The 18,945-nt window shown below is 63.3% G+C and carries 21 protein-coding genes and 2 tRNA genes; 13 read left to right on the forward strand and 10 right to left on the reverse strand.

Going from position 1 to position 18,945, the window contains the following annotated elements:
• Nucleotides 1-202: 202 nt before the first annotated feature.
• On the reverse strand, nucleotides 203-3,271 hold the full coding sequence (locus ER13_RS03830) for a RelA/SpoT domain-containing protein (protein ID WP_197019717.1): 3,069 nt from the start codon (nucleotides 3,269-3,271) through the stop codon (nucleotides 203-205).
• A 168-nt stretch (nucleotides 3,272-3,439) separates the two neighbouring features.
• Here ER13_RS03830 and ER13_RS18275 point away from each other — a divergent pair, with 168 nt between their 5' ends.
• From ER13_RS18275 to ER13_RS03855, 6 genes are all read left to right on the forward strand, one after another.
• Complete coding sequence (locus ER13_RS18275; RefSeq protein WP_155988069.1) at nucleotides 3,440-3,814, forward strand: hypothetical protein; 375 nt, start codon at nucleotides 3,440-3,442, stop codon at nucleotides 3,812-3,814.
• 356 nt (nucleotides 3,815-4,170) lie between these two features.
• Nucleotides 4,171-5,160 (forward strand): MobQ family relaxase, encoded by a 990-nt coding sequence (gene mobQ / locus ER13_RS03835; RefSeq protein WP_081836118.1) that lies wholly within the window; start codon nucleotides 4,171-4,173, stop codon nucleotides 5,158-5,160.
• The gene (locus ER13_RS03840) at nucleotides 5,150-5,623 is read left to right on the forward strand and encodes a hypothetical protein (protein ID WP_035306697.1); all 474 of its coding nucleotides are present in this window, start codon (nucleotides 5,150-5,152) and stop codon (nucleotides 5,621-5,623) included. The genes mobQ and ER13_RS03840 overlap by 11 nt, the downstream gene beginning before the upstream one ends.
• Before the next feature lie 170 nt (nucleotides 5,624-5,793).
• On the forward strand, nucleotides 5,794-6,537 hold the full coding sequence (locus ER13_RS03845) for a hypothetical protein (RefSeq protein ID WP_155988070.1): 744 nt from the start codon (nucleotides 5,794-5,796) through the stop codon (nucleotides 6,535-6,537).
• Between the two features lie 104 nt (nucleotides 6,538-6,641).
• On the forward strand, nucleotides 6,642-7,103 hold the full coding sequence (locus ER13_RS03850; RefSeq protein ID WP_197019718.1) for a DUF697 domain-containing protein: 462 nt from the start codon (nucleotides 6,642-6,644) through the stop codon (nucleotides 7,101-7,103).
• Between the two features lie 11 nt (nucleotides 7,104-7,114).
• On the forward strand, nucleotides 7,115-7,357 hold the full coding sequence (locus tag ER13_RS03855) for a hypothetical protein (protein WP_155988071.1): 243 nt from the start codon (nucleotides 7,115-7,117) through the stop codon (nucleotides 7,355-7,357).
• Between the two features lie 17 nt (nucleotides 7,358-7,374).
• Here ER13_RS03855 and ER13_RS03860 read toward each other — a convergent pair whose 3' ends face one another.
• Complete coding sequence (locus ER13_RS03860; protein ID WP_035306709.1) at nucleotides 7,375-7,926, reverse strand: hypothetical protein; 552 nt, start codon at nucleotides 7,924-7,926, stop codon at nucleotides 7,375-7,377.
• Between the two features lie 7 nt (nucleotides 7,927-7,933).
• Nucleotides 7,934-9,493, reverse strand: coding sequence for a type IV secretory system conjugative DNA transfer family protein (locus ER13_RS03865; RefSeq protein ID WP_197019719.1), 1,560 nt, complete (start codon nucleotides 9,491-9,493; stop codon nucleotides 7,934-7,936).
• Nucleotides 9,494-9,616: 123 nt separating this feature from the next.
• On the opposite strand from ER13_RS03865, the gene ER13_RS18600 reads away from it, so the two are divergent.
• Genes ER13_RS18600 through ER13_RS03880 form a run of 3 tightly spaced genes read left to right on the forward strand, consistent with a single transcriptional unit; the run spans nucleotide 9,617 to nucleotide 10,383 of the window.
• Complete coding sequence (locus tag ER13_RS18600; RefSeq protein WP_197019720.1) at nucleotides 9,617-9,844, forward strand: hypothetical protein; 228 nt, start codon at nucleotides 9,617-9,619, stop codon at nucleotides 9,842-9,844.
• Nucleotides 9,845-9,902: 58 nt separating this feature from the next.
• A complete protein-coding gene (locus ER13_RS03875; protein ID WP_035306718.1) occupies nucleotides 9,903-10,187 on the forward strand; it encodes a hypothetical protein in 285 nt (94 codons plus the stop codon).
• Nucleotides 10,180-10,383, forward strand: a complete 204-nt coding sequence (locus ER13_RS03880; protein WP_035306721.1) for a hypothetical protein — start codon at nucleotides 10,180-10,182, stop codon at nucleotides 10,381-10,383. The genes ER13_RS03875 and ER13_RS03880 overlap by 8 nt, the downstream gene beginning before the upstream one ends.
• Here ER13_RS03880 and ER13_RS03885 read toward each other — a convergent pair.
• Nucleotides 10,380-10,970: a site-specific integrase gene (locus ER13_RS03885; RefSeq protein ID WP_035306724.1), complete on the reverse strand. Its 591-nt coding sequence runs from the start codon at nucleotides 10,968-10,970 to the stop codon at nucleotides 10,380-10,382. The genes ER13_RS03880 and ER13_RS03885 overlap by 4 nt on opposite strands.
• Nucleotides 10,971-11,206: 236 nt before the next feature.
• Here ER13_RS03885 and ER13_RS03890 point away from each other — a divergent pair, with 236 nt between their 5' ends.
• Both ER13_RS03890 and ER13_RS18280 read left to right on the forward strand, forming a co-directional pair.
• The gene (locus ER13_RS03890; RefSeq protein WP_035306726.1) at nucleotides 11,207-11,599 is read left to right on the forward strand and encodes a hypothetical protein; all 393 of its coding nucleotides are present in this window, start codon (nucleotides 11,207-11,209) and stop codon (nucleotides 11,597-11,599) included.
• Nucleotides 11,596-12,018: a hypothetical protein gene (locus ER13_RS18280; RefSeq protein WP_155988073.1), complete on the forward strand. Its 423-nt coding sequence runs from the start codon at nucleotides 11,596-11,598 to the stop codon at nucleotides 12,016-12,018. The genes ER13_RS03890 and ER13_RS18280 overlap by 4 nt, the downstream gene beginning before the upstream one ends.
• Here ER13_RS18280 and ER13_RS03895 read toward each other — a convergent pair.
• The 5 genes from ER13_RS03895 to ER13_RS03915 all read right to left on the reverse strand — a co-directional run bounded on the left by ER13_RS03895 (nucleotide 12,015) and on the right by ER13_RS03915 (nucleotide 15,906).
• On the reverse strand, nucleotides 12,015-12,758 hold the full coding sequence (locus tag ER13_RS03895) for a hypothetical protein (RefSeq protein WP_155988074.1): 744 nt from the start codon (nucleotides 12,756-12,758) through the stop codon (nucleotides 12,015-12,017). The genes ER13_RS18280 and ER13_RS03895 overlap by 4 nt on opposite strands.
• A 218-nt stretch (nucleotides 12,759-12,976) precedes the next feature.
• Complete coding sequence (locus tag ER13_RS03900; protein ID WP_035306731.1) at nucleotides 12,977-13,270, reverse strand: DUF736 domain-containing protein; 294 nt, start codon at nucleotides 13,268-13,270, stop codon at nucleotides 12,977-12,979.
• Between the two features lie 607 nt (nucleotides 13,271-13,877).
• Nucleotides 13,878-14,162: a hypothetical protein gene (locus ER13_RS03905; RefSeq protein WP_155988075.1), complete on the reverse strand. Its 285-nt coding sequence runs from the start codon at nucleotides 14,160-14,162 to the stop codon at nucleotides 13,878-13,880.
• Nucleotides 14,163-14,329: 167 nt separating this feature from the next.
• A tRNA-Leu gene (locus ER13_RS03910) sits at nucleotides 14,330-14,412 on the reverse strand.
• A gap of 51 nt (nucleotides 14,413-14,463) precedes the next feature.
• Nucleotides 14,464-15,906 carry a site-specific integrase gene (locus ER13_RS03915; RefSeq protein ID WP_197019721.1) on the reverse strand — a complete coding sequence of 481 codons (1,443 nt, stop codon included), beginning with the start codon at nucleotides 15,904-15,906 and terminating at the stop codon, nucleotides 14,464-14,466.
• A gap of 114 nt (nucleotides 15,907-16,020) precedes the next feature.
• Here ER13_RS03915 and ER13_RS03920 point away from each other — a divergent pair.
• A tRNA-OTHER gene (locus ER13_RS03920) sits at nucleotides 16,021-16,111 on the forward strand.
• A 146-nt stretch (nucleotides 16,112-16,257) separates the two neighbouring features.
• On the opposite strand, the gene ER13_RS03925 is transcribed toward ER13_RS03920, so the two are convergent.
• A complete protein-coding gene (locus tag ER13_RS03925) occupies nucleotides 16,258-17,832 on the reverse strand; it encodes an amino acid permease (protein ID WP_008260640.1) in 1,575 nt (524 codons plus the stop codon).
• A gap of 166 nt (nucleotides 17,833-17,998) precedes the next feature.
• Between ER13_RS03925 and ER13_RS03930 the strand changes: the two genes are divergently transcribed.
• Nucleotides 17,999-18,945: DEAD/DEAH box helicase (locus ER13_RS03930; protein ID WP_035306742.1), on the forward strand; the 947-nt coding region annotated here is incomplete at its 3' end.

The raw sequence follows: 18,945 nt of genomic DNA on the forward strand, positions 1-18,945 counted from the left end.
GACTTCATGCGTGGCAGGAGTATCCGAAGATCCGCGTGCCCTGGCTGCAAAAGCCTTTCACCGAAGGATCTCATACATTTCAATGTATGGGACCGTCCATGGGAAACGAAAGGCGGTGAGCGGTTCTGACCTTGGTTCGGGCAAGAACTTTCTTCAAGCCGTGGAGAGATACCGGCGTAAATTCGCACCGGACACTCACCAATCAATCACCGTCGTCATCCGGTGCAGGCGTTCCATCGGACGGATCAGAAGCTGCGTCATCTGACTGACTGGGGCGATCCCATTCAAGGCGACGCAGAGCGACGCTTTCTTCGGCCCGCTGCCGTGTCGTGCGAATGCTGTTCTCAAGCTGATGCGCATAACGAGTAGCGAAAGCGCGCACGGATTCACGCGTGTCATCGCTCCAGGACAAGATGCTGTCGCGGTGGGCAACCAACCGGTTCACGCGCCCAAACTCCCCGCTGGTCACGCCCGATGGTTCAAGTGCGATTTGCACGAAGTCCAACAGTTCGTCATCTTCCGAAAGGCTAGCGACAATGTCCCTGGCGAGAGGCTGCAAAAACACTTCGCCGGAATACGCCCGCATCACTTCGATGACGAACCGTGTGTCTTGTGCTTCCCCGGTTCCGACGTAAGCGGAGAGAGCCTGCTGTAAATCCGGCGAGAACGAGGGGAACACAACCTCGATCAGCTTGCCGCCGTGATAGCTGAATAGGTCCGGTTCCTTGGAGAACCACGAACGCGTTGTGGCAACTAACGCCCCGGCGGAGGTCGCAAGCGCCTCGTTCAGCCGATGCAGATCATACGGAATGTCCTCGTAGTCGCGGCCGTAGTCGCGCTTGAAATAAAGGGCGATCCGTTTGCCGAAATAGTCGATCACCTCTTGCGGTCGCTTCTTGGCGATGTCGGCCAAGAGCCAATCAAGCCGACTACCGACGCGCTCATAGGTGACGAGCGAAGTCAGGACTCTAGTGGTTTCACGCTTGGTCAGCCGCGCTAACATTTCGCCGGAATTTCGTTGGTTCCAGAAATGGAGCCAGTCCGCCTGCTTGCGTTCGATCATGTAATCGATGGCGCGCATGAATAGCGGCTTAAGCTGGCTGGCCGTCGCTTCGGTGTCACGCAGCGCGATGGAGTGGATGCAATTCCGCAGGGCGCTGTCGTCCTGCATTTCTACGGCACGGCTGAGCGCTGCTTCCAATAGCCGAAGGTCTAGCGTCTCAACTGTCCCACAAACGAAGGCAACGCTGGACAGAAAACGCCCTTCTGCGATCCAGTCTTCAAGCACGGCAACGGCATCGTCCCAAACGGGGCTACCGTTCAAACCTCGGTAGAATGGCGTGAGAAATGACGCGATCCGGTCGTTAAACTGCGGCAGGTAGGCAAGCACCAGCTCAGGTCTGGCGGCGCTAAGTTGCTCCAGAAAGCTGGCGAAGGTGGGAAAGGTCGCAAGGTCGTTGGATTCTGTGGCGGCACAGCGTTTGATGATGCCCAGCCAATGGTCGGCATTCGACGCATCGACTCCCTCGACCAGTCGGCTGACCGCTTCTTTCCGGTAGACATCTTCTTTCTTGTAATCGAATTTCCGGTCTTCCCATGCAGGCGGAAACACCGACTGGAACCCGACGAGCAACTTATAGGTCGTGAAGCCGTCGTCGGCGTTCACCCGGTCGCGGAAGGCAATGATGGCTTCAACCATCGCCGCGCGTGCTTGCTCTGCTTCGACATTTGCCGGGTCGCCGGCAAGCGGCTCTCCATGATGGCGGTATTTCAGGAGCAGGTCGTGTTCGATGGACTGCCGCAGCTCATAGGACCAGCGTGGCGCCTGATCGAGGTAGTGACGAACGATCACCGTAGCGTTTGTATAGATGATCGCCGCCAATTCGGGATCGAACCTCTTTCGAGGCGATGGCATGGCCATCCCGATCTTTATGACCGTGATGATTTCGGCCCGCTCCTCTGCGGTGCCAGCGGCTTCATCAAAAGCGAATAGCAGGTCGAGTGCCTGCTGACGCAGTGTGCGCAGGGCTTCACTTGGCGTTACCGCACCCTGGTGGATCGTGATGGTGTCGAAGTGAGAGGTGGTCCCGGAGAGTTCGGCGGACAGGCTCCGTCGGGCGATGGCCATCAAGACCGGCTTCAGCGCAGTTCGCTCTTCGGCCGGGAGCGCCTGGACGCGCTCCATCAAGAGTGACTGCACTAGCGGCCCAGCCTGTTTCCAGACTTCAAGATTATGCTCCGCTAGGCCATCGGCCAGCTTGATCCAACATTCACGTTCTTTGTCATCGGTGGCGGTGAGGAACAGGTCGCAGATCGTTGCGAAGGTTCTTTCGATGTCGAGGAAGCGCAACTCCTTGATGATAGAGGAGGCTACGGTGGCGACATCGGCGGCGGTTCGCGCAGACAGATTGCCGAAAGGAGTCTGCCGTGCCCGCGTCGGTAAAGCGCGGGATCGTTTTACCGCACGCACCGCTGCTGCGCCGATGTCACCGGCAGCGGCTTCGTAATCGTCAAAATGCGGCAGCACCGACGTGCGGAACTTCTGTAAGATCTCGTGGAGTTGGTTGTTATCCTCCGCTGCCTCGACCTCAGCCGCCAAATCACGCTCAAAGAGCATCTGGCCGCGCGAGAGGCGGTCAAAGTCGCTCGCGACCTTCTGAAACGCGTAACCAGCTGGGGCGAGATGGTCCCGCATAATGGCCTTCATCCGGGCCTCGATGCCCTCCATTAAGCGCGCGCCGAATCCCTGCAGCTCGGGCTTCTTATAGATGGTGTCATGGGCCATCTCTGCCCATGCGTGATTGAGCGTGGTCTGGATTTGGACTTCGCACCACAGGTCCGCGAAGCGGGCATATTCCGGCAGGGCCGCCCGTTCGGGTTTCAACCGGACCACATAGTTGGATGACATGAAAAGTTCGGTCGGCTCAGGATCATCGGAGGTCGGGTGATGAAACTTGGTGCGGTCCCAATCGATCTCGAAGTTTTCCGTCAGCAGGCGTGACTGCTGAAAACGCTCCACATGGTCGTTGGTGTAAAAAATGATCCGGGCGCCTGCCAGGTCTTTGGCGTGGGGCTCAATGGGCCCGTCCACAGCGGCGCCTGCCTTCTCCAGTTTCCTTTTCAGCGAGGCGGGCGTTTTCGCGCGATGCTGAATCTGCTGTGGGTAAAGATTGCCACGCTGGGCGATGGCAGCGCCTAAAATCGACGCGACGACTTCGGCAAGCCCCTGGTACCGAGCTATTCCTGACCGTTCGTATTCATCAAGAGTCATCATCGCTTCCTTGCTCCCCGACGGTAGATCGGCCAACGAAAAGTGCAAGAACGAAACGGAAACGATTGCTTGGGCAGTTACGCTGGTTGCGCGGGCCTCCTGACAAGGCCCTTCAGCGTGGATACTGATACGCCCTCAATCTTCAGTGGCCATGACAGGGGACCATCCTTGCTTGATCGAGCTGAGCTGGCTGCGCATCTCTTTCGCTCGCTGCCGGGCGAGCATGCGGAGCTGGTCGGGGATTCGATGCCTGGCTGGGAGCCGGAACCCGGCCGATGCCATGACAATGTCGCCCGCTGGTTATCGCAGCATTCGGAAGACCGAGCCGTGCGGGGGTGGCTGCATGTGCCCTATGTGGCTCCCCCAGGCTACGCGCGCTTCTATTCGCACTCAGTCGTGCTAACGCCGACCGGACGGCTGCTGGACGTGAGCCTAGCGCCCCACGACGGCCGCCACGAGTTCGTGCGTCATCCGGGGCCTGAAGGAGAATTCCTGACTGCTGTCGCCAACAACGGCATGCCTTTGATCGACCACCCACTATGAGCGCCAATCAATAGAACTCCGAAGCCACAGATATTCCCATACATCGCAATGTATGGGCGGCCCAAGGGTGTCGGGACGCGGCAAGCGGTTCTGACCTGGGTGCGGGACGGGTCCCGCTCGGCGGCTGGGAGCCTGCTTAAGCCGACGACGGCGGGGGTGTAATGGGGGCGGCTAGCCCCCTGCCATGCCCAACCGGCCGTGTTGCTGCGCTGCACCAACGCATCAAATCGGCCATCACCGCAACTAAGGAGCGAGTTCTTTTCTTGGGGCACATCCGCCAGGATGTATAAGTGCACCCATCTCGCCTTTCTTCCTTACTGTCGCTCGGCAGGTGTCAGTGATGTTGGGGGTTGGGTATGGCTATCTACCACCTTCGCCTGAAGGTGATTTCGCGAGCGCTTGGGAGGGCACCCAGGCCCGGTGGGGCCACTCGGCGCTCTGCCATCGCCGCTGCGGCGTACCGTTCCGGGGAACGTCTGTACGACGATTCTCAGGGGCGCTGGTTCGATTTTGACAAGCCTGACGTCGTGCATACCGAGATCCTCGCTCCGGCCGGTGCGCCCGGCTGGGTGTTCGACCGGCAGACGCTCTGGAACGTCGTGGAGCGGGCGGAGAAGCGCGTGGACGCGCAGCTGGCCCGTGAGATCGAGATCACCCTGCCACGCGAGTTGGATCGGGCGGGGCAGATCGATCTCGTGCGCCGGTTCGTGCAGTCGCATTTTGTGCAGCAGGGCATGGTGGCGGATATCGGCATTCACTGCCCGGATGCGGCGGACGGCAAGGCCCAGCCACATGCACATGTAATGCTCAGTCTTCGAAGGCTCGATGCGGAGACGCCGACGGGGTTTGCGGCGACTAAGGAGCGTGACTGGAACGAGCGGGAGGATATCGCCCGGCTCGTGGCGGAGGCCCGCAAGGGCTTCAACAACGCGCCGACGCCGGAGAACAAGGAGGCGCTGGAGCAGGCCGAAGCGCTGCGGAACGTGAATATCTGGCGGCGGGAATGGGCAGCACATGCCAATGCCGCCCTGGCCGACGCCGGATCGGCGGCGCGGATCGATCACCGGACGCTGGAGGCCCAGGGCATCTTCCGCCTGCCGCTGCCGAACCTGGGTTTGGCGCGGCATATCGAGAAGGCCTACGACTACCTGAAGGACCGCGTGACCCAATGGGTGGCGGTGAAGAAGCGGGTCGCCTTCGAGCGCGAGGCCGACGCGCTCAAGCAGCGCGACCCGGCGAAGCTGGCGGAGTTCGTGCTGCGCCTGGGCGACCTGGCCGAGAGCTTCGCCGCCCAATTCCGCCCGATCAACGCCACGCCCAACCATGAGGCCGACCATGACCGATGACGCATTTGACCGGGTATTCGGCAGCACGCCGCGTCGGCCGAGCTTCACCGAAAAGGTGGCGCGGGGCGAAGCCTTCGGCGGCCAGATCGACCCCCGCCATGCCATGGCGGTGGAAGCCGCCAGTGTCGCGCCAGCGCCTGGCGAATACCGCGCCTTCGGCTTCCTGCCAGCAGGCAACGTCAATCTCTCCTGCGAGGTGCGCTGGTGGATGGAGGGCACGATAGTGCCGGAAGGCTTAGCCTTCCCCTATCGGCTGCTCATGGAGGTCGGCTTCTCCGGCGAGGACACGCTACGGCTGCGACTGCCGGACAAGGTGATCGAGATCACCGGAAGGCGGCTGGAGCCGTTGCGGCAGGCGCTCATGCGCCAGCAAGTGACGTTCCTTCAGCAGTGGACGTCCTTGGTATGGCCAGCCAAACCCACCGATGTCGCGGTGATCAAGCGCATTTTGGTGGCCCGCTGAGTTGAGCCTTCGCCCTCATCACCATTGGGTTCTAGCCTTGCCAAGGGAGTGATTGTCGCCAGTTAGGATGCTGACTGTCAGCCGAGAAAAGTCACCTCAATCGTGCCGCTTGGATGTCGCGTCGAGCGGATGTAAGGTTTTCGAATTGCAAGCTAACACAAGATGCAGCCTTGGCCCGCTCCCGTGAAATCGACGCATTGCTTCTTCTGCCTCCGAAAGGGGCGCGGTCTCAGCCGTTGCTTGGTGAAGCGCTGAGCAATGAAGTCGTTGTTGTTCCTAAGGCTTCGCTGCAGTATACTGTCACAAAGTCTTTTGAGCACAGTTCAGCGCGCAGCGCGCTGAATTATGGAGAAGTTGTCGAGCGGAAGCCTACAGAGTCTAAGGCATCGAGTAGAATTGCTGATCATGACAAATGGTCGCAAATCGATGTGCATTTTGCTAAGCTTGCCAGGGCTTGTGTTGCCGATCCCCACATCATCGACACCATCGAATCCACCGGCATGGCTTCGGCCTTCGTGCGCGAACTGCTCGGCGTGGATGCGGCTCAAACGCAGCAGGCTGTCCCGACCGATGCTTTGCCTGATGTAGCGCCCGCTCTCTGGGCAAAGGACAAGCGCGCGGGAGAGACGCCTCCCGATTTCATTCGCCGCGTCTATGAGCCTTGGATCGGCAAGGGGCTTGTTCGTCCGCATATCAAGCGCCTCGACATCCAGTTGTATGTGGCTCTGACGAACTGGCTTCGAAAGAATGACATGCCTGATGACCTCAACCTTCCGACGCTAAAGGAGGCGAACGACCGCTTGGCGGCTCAGCTTGAGGCGGGAGTTCGCCCTTCATACGGAGAGCTAAGCGCTCGCGAGGCTAGCAGGTTAAATGGCGTCCTCCAGCGGCGGCGATCAACGCAACGTGAATGAAATACAATACCTGCTAGCAGGTTTGACGTTGCATCATTAACCATTCTGAAGCACCTTCGCGTTTGTGGGGACCAAGCGGGGCACCTCACAAAATGGAGGTGCACATGACTAGCGTTAGCAGTGATTTCTCCGGCCGCGACGACGACGCAGATGGCGTCGTTGCCTTGATGGTGACGGGGGCTATAGGGGCGGCAGTGGTCCCATTTCCCGTGGGCTGGCCGATGTTCATCGCGGCCCTATGCGGCGGGGTCGTCAAGATCGGCGCCATCTACGACATCACCCTGGACAAGGACGAGGCTTGGAAGCTGGTCTTGCAGCTTTTCAAAGCGGCAGGGCTGATGTGGCTAGGCCTGACCGTGGGCTCCAAGTTCATCGCAGCCATTCTTCAGGCTACGGGAGCGGGCTACGCAGTCGGGGCGGCTTTGGACGCCGCTGTCTCCGGTGCCCTGGCCTATGCCGTGGGTAAGTCGTCGCAGGCCTATTTCAAAGGCGAGCGGGATAAGGCTGCTCTTGGGCGGAAGTTCCGTGAAGCCTTTGAAGCCAAGAAAAACAATCCAGAATCATGAGGAGGTGGATCATGGACCCGGTTGAAATTATTACTGAACTGCTGCTCGGCGTGGTGGTGGATGTTACGGCTGAGCAAATCAATGAACTCATCCGACAGCTGCTTGATGGCGCGAATAACGCTGTCATGACAGGTGGACGGGGCGATGTCGTTGAAGCGCTATCGAAGGGCTTGGAACATTTCGGCGGCGATGTCAGCGGCCTGAGTGATGCTGATTGGTATCAAGTTGCATCTGCGTTTGTTGCGGCTTCTTGATCGATTTAGGCTGGTGCTCAAAGTTGAGTGCCAGCCTTTGATTCATGACTTGAAGGAAGTTGGCGGTAAGCATCCTGCACGGCGGGAGATTGGAGCGGCCTGCCGAGGCATACGCTGACCACCAATCCGCCTTTGGTTTGGCGGCGGTACGCGCCGCCGCCCAGCATCCGCGCCACCGCCGCAAACCCCATCACCGCCGTTCCGATCCAGAACAGCACCGCTGCGGTTTGCATCCACGGATCATCCGCCGGTGCCTCCAGCGACCACACGGCGAAGATCAACCAGATGATGAGCGCCGCCAGGATGCGGAGGGCTTTCAGGCTCGGCAGGCGCATGCCGCCGCCGCCACCCCCGCCCATGCCGTTCCATTCGCGTTGCCAGCGCGTGTAGGCGTTGACGCGCTCCATGGCGCGACCCGCCATCGCGCCGATCCAGATCGCCAGCAAGGTCAGCAGGGCGGGAACGTCGCCGGTGAACCAACCGGCCAGGCTGGCGAGCGCGAGGATGGAAAGCAGGCAACCGACGACGGGATTGCCGATGAACCATTGAAACGTGCTGGGCGGGCGCATGGCGGGCCTATTGCTGGAAGGTGACGTGGAGGTAGTTGCGGCGGCTTTCGGTGAAGCGACGGCCCGCGCTGAGCCATAGGCCGGGGACACGCCCGCCGTTGGCGGGGCCGCCGGTCGCCAGATCGCGGGCGAAGACGGCGGGTTCGATCTCGACGTCCATGGTTTCGCTGAATCCGGCGCTGTTGCTCTGGCCGGAATTGCGGCCCCGGTTGCGGCCCCAATTGTCGCCGCCGCCGCGATTGCTGCCGCTGTTCCAACTGCTGGAACTGCCGCCCCGGCTATCGGACGAGCCGCCCGAACCCTGGCTGCTGCCCCAACTGGCGTTTTCGCCGGCGTTCATGCCGGTCGAATAGCCGGAGGAACTGCCGCTGCTCTCGTTGTAGCGGACCTGCATGGAGCGGCCGATAGTGTCGGACGCCCAGCGGTTGGTGACGGCGCAGGCGTTGTTGTGGAAGATCCGCGTCTGGAAGTTGGCCAGCAGCATGTCGGCGGCGTGCTGCGGCTGGGGACCGCCCATGCGGGCGTAGTAGGTCGGCAGGGATTGGGTGAGATAGACGGTGCAGGCGCGGGAGCTACGGCAGGTCGATTGATACTCGGCGTCGAATCCGTTGACGAAATACTGCGCCTCGTCGGCCCAGAGGAAGACGGGGCGCTCGCGGTGGCGTGGCTCCAGCGCGTTGCGGGCCAGCACGGCGCGCTGCCACATGTACTTGAAGAGCTGCTGGCCGATGATGCCGTCTTCGTTCCAGGTGAGGGCGGACATGTCCATGATGATGATCGCGCCATGCAGCGTGAGCTCGGGGACCAGGCTGGTTTCGCCACAGAAGGCGCGATGCAGCCGCCCGCGATTGAAGCGGTCGAGCGCGGTGGACAGGCTGATGGCGATGTTGCCGCGCGTCTTGCCGTCGAGCTGGGCGAATTCGTAGCGCCAGTAGTTGGAGGTCTTCATGAAGTCGTCGGCGCTTAAGCGCGCGACGGGCCTGTCCTTCGCCGCCAGCATGGCCTGGAACATGAAGGAGGAGGATTGCCAGTCGGCGGTTTGCAACTGGTCGGTGCTGATGGGCGCGGAGCTGACGAAACGGATGATGTCGGGGATGCTGACCGTGCCGGTGGCGGCGTAGAGGATGGGGATGGAGTTGCGCAGCAGTTGGCGGGTCGCGTCTTCCCAAAAGGGCTCGGCCTTGCCGCCGTCGCCTTTCGAGAGGCGGGCGGCTTCCAGAATGCGCATGAGGCATTCGACGACGGAGCCGATGCCGTCGGCCCCGTGGCGGTTCAGCTCGTAGGTGAGGAAGTTGAAACAGCCGCCCCGGTCGCCGAACAGCAGGACGGAGTTGGCGCGGCCGTTCTCGCGGGCGTAGCTCTGCCAGAGTTCGATTTCGTCGGGCTTGGCGGCCAGGACGAGCCCGCCCATGCCTGCGCGCAAATAGGCGGAGGCCAGCGCCTTGCCGCTGCCGGAGGTTTTGCCGCTGCCGATGCCGCCGAACACCTGCACGCCCTGGCAGGCGTCGCGCAGGGTGAAGTAATCGCCCTGCGATAGGCGCAGCAGGCGCGTGTCGAGATCGCGCACGAAACTCATTCGGAATCCCCCATTCCGCGAACGTCGTTCAACCGTGACGCTTATGGAGTGGCGCGCGTCCTGGGCGCGAGCGATTACTACCCAGAAGAGTCTTTGGCAGTGGGGATACAGGCGATGGGCGAACGACCGGGGAGCGGGGTTTTCGGCGAGGTGGTCGCCGACATGCGCGCCAAGCTGATCGATGAGGGATGGTTCGGGCGGCGAACGCCCGACCGGCCGGGTGATGCGCTGGCGAACCTGTGGGGCGTCACGAGTGGCGACCAGTTCGCTCGGGATTGGGCGGTGTGCGAGCCGGGCGAGGTGCAGGCGGACCAAGACAAGGGAGCGGAGCTGGACCGCTAGCCAGCGGTGGCGTGCGGAGCCGCCATCCCGGCGGCGGCCGTCATGCATGGAGGATGCAATGAACTATACGGGATTGCCCATTCCGGTGTGGGCGAAGTTCACGATCTGCGTGGTGTTCGACTTGTTCGATTTCACCATTGGGCGGCTGCTGCTGGGCGTCAGCCTGCTCACCGAGATCGGCACGGCGGCGATCATGTTCGTGCTGTGGGGGCCTATTGGACTGCTGGCGATCTTCGAGGCCGTCGATATCACCGAGCAGTTGGACGGTTTCATCCCGACCAACACGCTGATCGCCATCGCGGCGAGCCGGAAACATTCCACGAAGGAGGAGCATCATGGATAGCGATCAGTTCAATAAGCCAGCCATCACGACGTGGCTTATGGCGGCGCTGCCGATCCTATGTCTGCTGGCATACTATTATCCCGTCGCGGAAGCCCCGACTGGGCTGGTGATTATCGCTGGAGGCGGCGTCGCGATGTATCGCGTCGCGCGCTGGGCCGCACGGTCGGCGGTGTCGCTGGTGCGCAGTCGCGGCTAATCTCTCCCCACATACCCCCGCCACAGCCGCCGGGCGAAGCTGCGCTCCTCTCGCCCCACCGCGTGCTGATAGATGGCGGTGGTGTCGATGCGGGCATGGCCCATCCAGTCGCGGGTGAGCGGCATGGGGATGTTGTGCTCGGCGTTCTGGACGCCGAACGTGTGGCGGAGGCCTTTGGGGCTGGCATGCACGCCGGTGATCCCTGCCTCGGCCATGGCGCGGCGAACCCGACGCCAGGCGGTCTGGCGGCACCAGGGCCAAAGCGGCTCGTCGGGCCGCTTACCACGCGCCAGGCGGAGCAGTTCGCGCATCAGCTCGGCGGGCACCGGCACCGCGCGGAAGGCCAGCTTGCGCCGCTTCAGGGTGCGGAACACGATGCGGCCCGCCTCGGCATCGAGCCGCTTCGGGCAGAGTTGCAAGGCCTCGCTGACACGGCAACCGGTGAAGGCGAGCAACCGGCAGAGCGCGCCGCTTTCCGCATCCATGCGGGCGGCGGCGGCGAGGAACCGGCGCGGCTCACTCCCGCACAGGTATTTGCGCTGGCCGTGATGGTCGCGCAGCGATCCTGCGGCGGGCGCGGCCCTCATGCCCGCCGCCGGGGCCGGGCCGCTGCAACCGTTGTGGGAATAACGTCGCAACCCCAACGCTGCGAAAAACCGGCGCGGACGCTGGGTTTGCGCGGGGTTTTTAGAGGGTCGCTCCGTCCTGTTCCGTTCGGCTTCATTTGGACAATACGCTTGTCAAAACAATGCACTATCCGCAACCGAATTCCCACTAATGTTACGCTTTCCCTACCGCTCATGGTGAGCGGCGGGGGAAGCCGATGCAGACGACCGCGTTAGTGATGAAGCCCATGGATTGGGCTCCTCTCCAAGATATTGACGACGTAAAGCCGATCAACGACGGCGACACTGCCTGCCTTCAGGCCGTCTATGACGTGCTGAAGCAACACGGCATGCAGGACCGCTTCGGCGTCACGCTCATTCACAAGCATTTCGACATGGCGGATGACGAGGTGCTGCTGGAGCACACCAACACGGCGGAGCGCCGACTGGTGCTGGCTCCGGCCAAGCTGGACTCCCAGGAGGTCAGCCGCAGCGTCCAAACCAGTTGGATGTTCGGTGAGGTCAACGGGCAGATCATGCGCGTGTGCAACCGACGTTGCTTCACCAACGTCTGGGGCACCCACTCCGACGGCGGCCACTATTCGAGTTGATCGCCATGGTGATGAAATGCCCCGCATGGTTCCGCCATGGGTGCTTCGCTGTTTCGGCCATCGTCCTTCTGGGAGCCAATCCCGGATGGGCGATGACCCAACAGGCTCCCGCGCGGCCGACCCCGAACGAGAACGCCTATGCTGCTGCGATGAAGTGTTTTGTAGCGAATGGCCGAGCGACTGGCATGAGGCAACGGGCTGGCGATGCAGCCGGTGCCGCGAGGTATGAAGCCAGTGGACGGTCATCGTTCGATGCCGCCATGCAGTTGGGCCGAAGGCTGGGTTATCCCAATCACCGGATGAACCAGGATTTCGATCTGGTTCAGTTGCGGGAGCTGCCGTTGATGGTGAGCGACGCGGCCTATTTCCGCGAAGCGGTGACGATGTGCCGATCTCTGGGGCTCATGCCAGCGAGTTAGACGCGGCTCATCTGCGAAGCGCGCATCTGCCCGTTCGATACACCGTGGCCCTCTCCAGCGTCGGCCACGGTGACGCCGGTATCACGAAAGGCCGCCGCCAACTCCGGCGGCAAAAGCACCGGTTCCGATGGTGCCAGCGCCGCGTCCATCTCAGCTTCCTTTTCCGGCGTCGGCTGCTTGTCCAACGCCTGCGTCAGGTTGGCCTCATTCTGCGTAAGCCGATGGTGTAGGCGCGCGTAGTCGGGGCTGTCCGTCGCGCCGTGCGCACCGGCATCTTCCAACTGCGCGATGGCAAGTCGGGTTGCCCGCAATTCGCCTTCCGGCGTTCCTTCGGCGCGGGCCGCCTGGATGGCGCGCTGGTAGGCTTCCTCGCGCTCGCGGTAGGCGCGCTCGTCCTCGGGCGAGGCGAAGTGCAGATGTTTGTCGAAGATCCGCCGCTCGTAGAAGTCGCGCAGGAAGTCGCCGGTGGTGCGGTGGGCTTCGGCCTGGGCTTCGTGCAGCGCGAGTTCGGCGGCCTGTCCACCAGCGGCGGCGGCGCGGGCCTGCTGCACCGTCGCCAGGGTGGCGGCGACCACGGCCGTGACCTCGGCCCGGATGCTGGCGAGGCTGACGCCCCTGGCATGTTCGATGGTCTGGCCCAGCCCGCCCAAGCGGCTGAGCTGGTTCTGCGCGATCACCAGCGCGGCGGTGCTGCCGCCCTGGTTGGCGGCATGCTGCAACTGGTCGAGTTGCGCCTCCAACGCCGCCTGCGCCGCGCCGATCTGCTCCAGCAGCTCCGCGCGGAGGGCACCCTCCGGCTCGCCGGGGAGACCCCGTCGAGCATCGATTACAGCATCTGTAGGATTAAGTGCGATAATGGCTCCCTACCAATGCTGCAACTATAACGGGTATGTCGTTAAGTTTTCGTTAACCGCTTTGAACGGGTGACCGGGCGGGGTTTGCCGCCCGGTCAGACGGTTCAGCGGCTCCAGAGGAGGCGGTGCTGGCCGTTGGTGCTTTCCACGAGGCGGCAGAAGATGGCGCTGGGAAAGCTCGGATCGTCCAGCTTGACCGAGAGGTAGGGACGCTCGCCCTTGCTCGTTTTCAGCCAGGCGGCTCCGATCTCAGCTCCCCCGGCATAGACCCGGTAGTCGGGTGCTTGGTCGCTGGTTTTGGTGTTGGGGTGAAGCGACGCTTTGGCCTTCAGGGCCAGGGTGGAGATTGCGCCGGTGAAGTTGTCGCCGTCGCGGGTGAAAGTGCCGATGTTCGCCATGGTGGCCTCCTTGCGTTGTGAAGCCGCACCGTGCGGCCTCGATGCGCACCGGTCGGAGCCGCTGGGCGGCGGCCTCAAGCCGAAGGCGGACGGGAATCTTGCCTCGCGAGGAATGGCGTCAGCCAGGGGAAGATTGGCGTTGAAGCCGCCGCCCAAGGCTCCAGGTTGCGCGTGATGAGAGGTTGCTCGTGCGGATCACGATGCTGGGGATGGCCCGGTGATGGTCGGCATGTCCGCGATGCCAAATGCTCCAAGCTCTGCCTGTGCGGGCCAGCGTTTCGGCCCAAGAACGAAGTCCTCCAAAGCCTCCGGCGGGTGTGTGCGTCGGGGAGCAAGGGTGCCAGCCTTTGCGGCGGGGCAAGGCGACTCTCTTCCGTGCTGCGCGTGTGCAGATCGTCCCGCAGAGCGGCGCGATGCGACCTGTGCCCAGCCGAGGCAAGCGGCTGGCGAGGGCTCCTCACCGACGCGCAATCCCGCGCGGAGGATCAAGAGGAGACTTCGATGAACTGGACCGAAATCGCACTGACCATCACCGCCGTAGCGCAACTGATCGCGGCGCTGGCCACCCTGATCGGGGTGATCCGGGGCTCGCCATAATGGCGAGCCTTTAGAGGAGAGCGCCCGCGACCGTGGACGCTGCGCCGGCGAGGGCCGCGCCGCCCGTCCAAATCGCGGCAGAACGGTTGAGGGCCGCACTCTGCTGGGCGGCGGTCATCATTCCGACGATCCAGTGATTGTCGGAACCACTGACCGGTTCAATCTGCCCAAGGGTCTCCCAAAGTGGGACGATTTGAACGCGCGAGGTCTGGTACCAAAGCCAGGCGCTTCGAAGTGCAGCGGCAAGGCAGATGAGCGCCAGAACAAGGGGCGCTGAAGTCGGAAGAATGCTCATTGTCATTGCTCCAGGGAAGGATTGCTCCTCGGCGTTCGCCGGATCGCAAAGGCGATGGCTGCGCCCGTTCGGTCGCTGGACGCCACCGGCCCGACCTGTTCAGTTCGGGCCTTCGCGCGCGCTGGGGCGGCCGGTTCCGGCCTGGCTCCCAGCGCTTCAGAGAGTAGTGGTGCGGCTAGAGGGACTCGAACCCCCACGGTCACCCGCTTGGACCTAAACCAAGTGCGTCTACCAATTCCGCCATAGCCGCGCGGTGGATTGTCTATAGCGGGGCGGAGAATTTGAGCAAGGAATTCGTTGCTTAGGGAGGAGGGGCGGCACCGCTGCCGCCGTCTTGGGATAATGACCGCGCGCTACGCTTTGCGGCCTTCCTGGCGGCAGCAGGGCGCTTGACGTTGATGGCGGCGGCGTCGAGCCGATCTTTGATATGAGCGGCGTAATGCTCTTCGATCATTTTAACGCTGGTGCGGCAGTTGTTGGCGACCTGAAGGATGTTTGCCCCCTCCATCAGCCGCATGGAAATGTAGGTGTGGCGAAGGCTGTAGGCCGTGCGCACCCGGCCATCGCGGTCGTACTTCAAGCCTTGCTCGGCGAGGATGGCGTTGAAGGCGTCGCGGTTGAACGTCGGGAATAGGCGGTCGGTCGGCAGGAGGGCGCGAGGTTCCGCCTGGACCGGTAGCGGGCGGTGCCGCACCGGCTTCTGCGACCGGGACCGGCGAGGCCAGACTTTCGGTGGATTCTGAAGCTGTTTGATTCGGCGATCCCGGAGGCGTTTGAAGGGATGGACGGCTCCGGGCAGGCTCTTACAGTAGCCCGTACCGGTCTTGCCGCGCACGTCGATGACGAGGATCGTCTGTTGCGTGGCGTAGTCCTTCTCGATCACCACATCCCGGAATTCCAGCCGCAAGGCTTCGTCGGGGCGTAGGCCGGTGTTGGCCATGAACAGCACGAAGTCGTGGAGGTCTTCGTAGCGCTCAGCCCAGCCCCGTCGGCCGCCTGCCTGTTTGGCCTTGTCGCCGGTGGCTTTGTAGAGCTGCTTGTATTCCTCGGGCGAAAACCACGCCCGGCGCTCCCGTTTCGAGAGGCTCTTGTAGGGCATTTCGAGGTTGGGAAGATGCGATAGCCAGCCCATCCCCTCGGCGTGTTTGAGTACCTGCCGGATCAGCACCATTTCGTGGTTCATGGTGCTTCGGGCGGGCGGCTTGCCTTTGGCCTTCGTGCGGGCCTCAGCCGCCTTGGCCTGGATCGTCGCGCGCTCCTCGGGTGATGCGGCGATTTCTAGCGCTGCTGCTTCGTCCTTCGCGATCCCGGCCAGCGCCTTCGCCAGGGTCTTTTCAATCGTCTCTTGGGCGCGTTGGACGCGGTAGGTCTGAACGAAGCCACGGTTGACCTGCGAAAGTGGCTTCTTCCCGAAGAAGGGAAGCACGTTCGCGTTCATCCGCAGTTCCATGTTTTTGACGTAGGCGGGACTGCGTACAGACGCGGCCAGCACACGGGCATGGCGCATGTAGTCGGCGGCGGCTTCGCCAAATGTCTTTTCCCGCCGCACGATCTCGCCGTTTCGCAGCTGACCGCGCAAACCGAGATACCATTCCTCGGCCACGTCCTTGGCGCGGGCCAGTTCCGTCTCGTGGGTGGATTCGCGGAAGCGTTCGCCACCGACGCGAGCCGCGCATTGCCAGGTCTTGCCATCCGCCCGCCGGTAAAGCTGCAAGCGTCCATCGAACATCGTGTGCGTAGTCACAGCGCCTCCTCGACCGGAAGCCCGGTCGGTTTGAGTGGTCCACGGCGCAGCTTAAGTGTGTCCACGGTGTGTCCAGGCTTTGCAAGCGCCAGACGAAAATACAGCATTGATTTAGCTGATGTTTTCATCATATGTGTTGATTTAGCACTGGATTTAGGTTCCAGCGCCGCAAGGCGTGGAGGTTCGAGTCCTCTCATCCGCACCAAAGCAAAAAGGCCCCGGATCGCTCCGGGGCCTTTTCTTGTTTTGGCCTATCGCCCTCGCGGGCCTACTTGAGGCCGGTTTTGGGCTGGTCGCCCTCAGGACTTATGGCCGTTTTGGTTGGCCTGCCTGAGGACATCAGCGCGTGTCTCAGCTGATCGGCGGGACAGGCGGCGGCGGCAGGTCGCTGTCGGTCTCGTGGACCTCGATCAGGCCACGGCCCAGGTGGCTCTTGCGATAGCCATACAGGAAATAGATCAACAGGCCGAAGCCGCCCCAGATCGGCAGCACCATCTTGGCGTCGTGCGGCAGGTTCCAGAACAGGAAGGCGCAACCGAAGGCGGACAGGGGCGCGAAGAGCCAGATCAGCGGCGTCCGGAACGGACGTTTGCGGTTCGGTTCCTTGACCCGCAAGATCAGCACCGCGATCGACACCATGAAGAAGGCGAACAGGGTGCCGGAGTTCGAGATGTCCGCCAGTTTGCCGACCGGGAACAGGGCGGCGCCGATGGCCACGGCGATGCCTGTGAAGGCGGTGACGATATAGGGCGTCTTCCACTTGGGGTGCATCTTGGTCAGGCCTTCCGGCAGCAGGCCGTCGCGCGCCATGACGAAGAAGATACGGGTCTGGCCGTAGATCATCATCAGGATGACCGAGGGGAGGGCCAGCAGGGCGGCGGTGCCGAGGGCGTTGCCGATCTGGGGATGACCGATCACGCGCAGGACGTGGGCCAGGGCCTCGTTGGAGCACACCAGGGCTTCGGCGTTGGCCGGCAGGGCGCAGGCGGCGACGAAGGCGGGCGAACCGGGTTGGACGGCTTCGCCGGCGGCGCCGAGCACCGGCTGTGCGCCGATGGCGCCGGCCGCACCAAGCGCGACCAGAAGATAGAAGACCGTGCAGATGGCCAGCGAGCCGATCAGACCGATCGGTACGTTGCGTTGCGGGTTCTTGGTCTCTTCAGCCGCCGTCGAGACGGCGTCGAAGCCGACATAGGCGAAGAAGATCGAGGCGGCGGCGCCGACGATTCCCATGCCGGAAGACGCGCCGAACAGCCCGTTGGGGGCGAAGGGCGACAGGTTGGCCGTCTTGATCACCGGCAGGGTGATGACGATGAAGACGGTCAGGGCGGCGACCTTGATCAGGACCAAGACCGCGTTGACCCGGGCTGATTCCGTCGTGCCCAGCATCAGCAGGCCGGTGACCAGCAGGGCCACGACGATGGCCGGGATGTTGACGATCCCCGCCGAAAAGTCGGGCATCGGAATGAAGCCGTTCATGGCCCAGGTCGGTCCGGCGGATAGGAGGTCAGGGAAATCGAACCCGAGCCCCTGTTCTATCAGTCCGAGGACATAGCCCGACCAGCCGACCGAGACGGCTGCAGCCGCGACGGCGTATTCCAGGATCAGGGCCCAGCCCACGCACCAGGCCAGAAGCTCGCCCATGACGGCGTAGGTGTAGGTATAGGCCGAGCCCGAGACCGGGGCCATGGCGGCCAGTTCCGAATAGCAGAGCGCCGCGACGGCGCAGACCGCGCCGGCGATGACGAAGCTGACCATCATGCCGGGGCCGGCCTTCTGCGAGGCGGCGGCCGTCAGCACGAAGATGCCGGTGCCGATGATGGCGCCGATGCCCAGCAAGGTCAGTTGAATAGGTCCGAGCGACCGATGAAGCGATTTCTTCTCGGCCGTGGCCAGAATCGCGTCGAGCGACTTAACGCGCCACATAGAATACCCCCACGTTTACAGCGGCCCCTCGGCCGCGTTGGGCGGACGCTAGCGGCGGATCGAATGGCGCGCAACGCGCATGACGAGGCGGTAAAGCCCTCACGACGCTTTCGTGATCACGGCGCATCGGTGGCGCATCGGGGGCGCATCGGGTTAGAGGCGGGTGATGTTGCCGATCCACGCTGTTCTCGAACCCCTGAAAGCCGTCCTTGCGGCCGGAAATACGGCGGTGCTGGCCGCGCCGCCGGGGGCGGGCAAGACCACGGTCGTGCCCTTGGCCCTGCTGGATCAGGCCTGGCTGGGCGAGGGGAAGATCCTGGTGCTGGAGCCGCGCCGTATCGCCGCACGGGCGGCGGCGGACCGGATGGCCAGCACCCTTGGGGAGACGGCGGGCGGGACCGTCGGCTATCGCACCCGGCTGCAAAGCCGGATCGGACCGAAGACGCGGATCGAGGTGATCACCGAGGGCGTCTTCACCCGGATGATCCTGGACGACCCGGGTCTGGAGGGGGTGGGCGCCGTCCTGTTCGACGAATTCCACGAGCGCAGCCTGGACGCCGACCTGGGGCTGGCCCTGGCGCGGGAGACGCAAGGGGTGCTGCGGGAGGACCTGCGGCTGCTGGTCATGTCGGCGACGCTGGACGTGGCGGGGGTGTCGCGTCTGCTGGACGGCGCGCCGGTGATCGAGGCGGAGGGGCGGGCCTATCCGGTCGAGACCCGCTATCTGGGGCGCAATCCGGCCGAACGGTTCGAAGAGGCGATGGCGCGGGCCTGTCTGACGGCGCTGGGCGAAGAGACCGGCTCGGTGCTGGCCTTCCTGCCGGGGCAGGGGGAGATCCACCGGGTCGCGCGGCTCGTCAGCGAGCGGCTGCGGCTGCCGAACGTCGATGTGGTTCCGCTGTACGGCGGGCTGGACCGGGCGGAGCAGGATCGGGCCATTGAGCCGGCGGCGGCGGGGCGGCGCAAGCTGGTGCTGGCGACATCGGTGGCGGAGACCAGTCTGACCATCGACGGGGTGCGGGTGGTGCTGGACGGCGGTCTGTCGCGCGTGCCCCGGTTCGAGCCGTCCAGCGGCCTGACGCGGTTGGCGACGGTGCGGGTCAGCAGGTCCTC

Source organism: Brevundimonas sp. EAKA (genome assembly GCF_000698025.1).
Classification (GTDB): domain Bacteria; phylum Pseudomonadota; class Alphaproteobacteria; order Caulobacterales; family Caulobacteraceae; genus Brevundimonas; species Brevundimonas mediterranea_A.

Coding starts and splice junctions, on each gene's coding strand:
- ER13_RS03830 (WP_197019717.1), bottom strand. CDS start 3,271: ATGACTCTTGATGAATACGAACGGTCAGGAATAGCTCGGTACCAGGGG.
- mobQ (WP_081836118.1), top strand. CDS start 4,171: ATGGCTATCTACCACCTTCGCCTGAAGGTGATTTCGCGAGCGCTTGGG.
- ER13_RS03840 (WP_035306697.1), top strand. CDS start 5,150: ATGACCGATGACGCATTTGACCGGGTATTCGGCAGCACGCCGCGTCGG.
- ER13_RS03850 (WP_197019718.1), top strand. CDS start 6,642: ATGACTAGCGTTAGCAGTGATTTCTCCGGCCGCGACGACGACGCAGAT.
- ER13_RS03855 (WP_155988071.1), top strand. CDS start 7,115: ATGGACCCGGTTGAAATTATTACTGAACTGCTGCTCGGCGTGGTGGTG.
- ER13_RS03860 (WP_035306709.1), bottom strand. CDS start 7,926: ATGCGCCCGCCCAGCACGTTTCAATGGTTCATCGGCAATCCCGTCGTC.
- ER13_RS18600 (WP_197019720.1), top strand. CDS start 9,617: ATGGGCGAACGACCGGGGAGCGGGGTTTTCGGCGAGGTGGTCGCCGAC.
- ER13_RS03875 (WP_035306718.1), top strand. CDS start 9,903: ATGAACTATACGGGATTGCCCATTCCGGTGTGGGCGAAGTTCACGATC.
- ER13_RS03880 (WP_035306721.1), top strand. CDS start 10,180: ATGGATAGCGATCAGTTCAATAAGCCAGCCATCACGACGTGGCTTATG.
- ER13_RS03885 (WP_035306724.1), bottom strand. CDS start 10,970: ATGAGGGCCGCGCCCGCCGCAGGATCGCTGCGCGACCATCACGGCCAG.
- ER13_RS03890 (WP_035306726.1), top strand. CDS start 11,207: ATGCAGACGACCGCGTTAGTGATGAAGCCCATGGATTGGGCTCCTCTC.
- ER13_RS03900 (WP_035306731.1), bottom strand. CDS start 13,270: ATGGCGAACATCGGCACTTTCACCCGCGACGGCGACAACTTCACCGGC.
- ER13_RS03905 (WP_155988075.1), bottom strand. CDS start 14,162: ATGAGCATTCTTCCGACTTCAGCGCCCCTTGTTCTGGCGCTCATCTGC.
- ER13_RS03925 (WP_008260640.1), bottom strand. CDS start 17,832: ATGTGGCGCGTTAAGTCGCTCGACGCGATTCTGGCCACGGCCGAGAAG.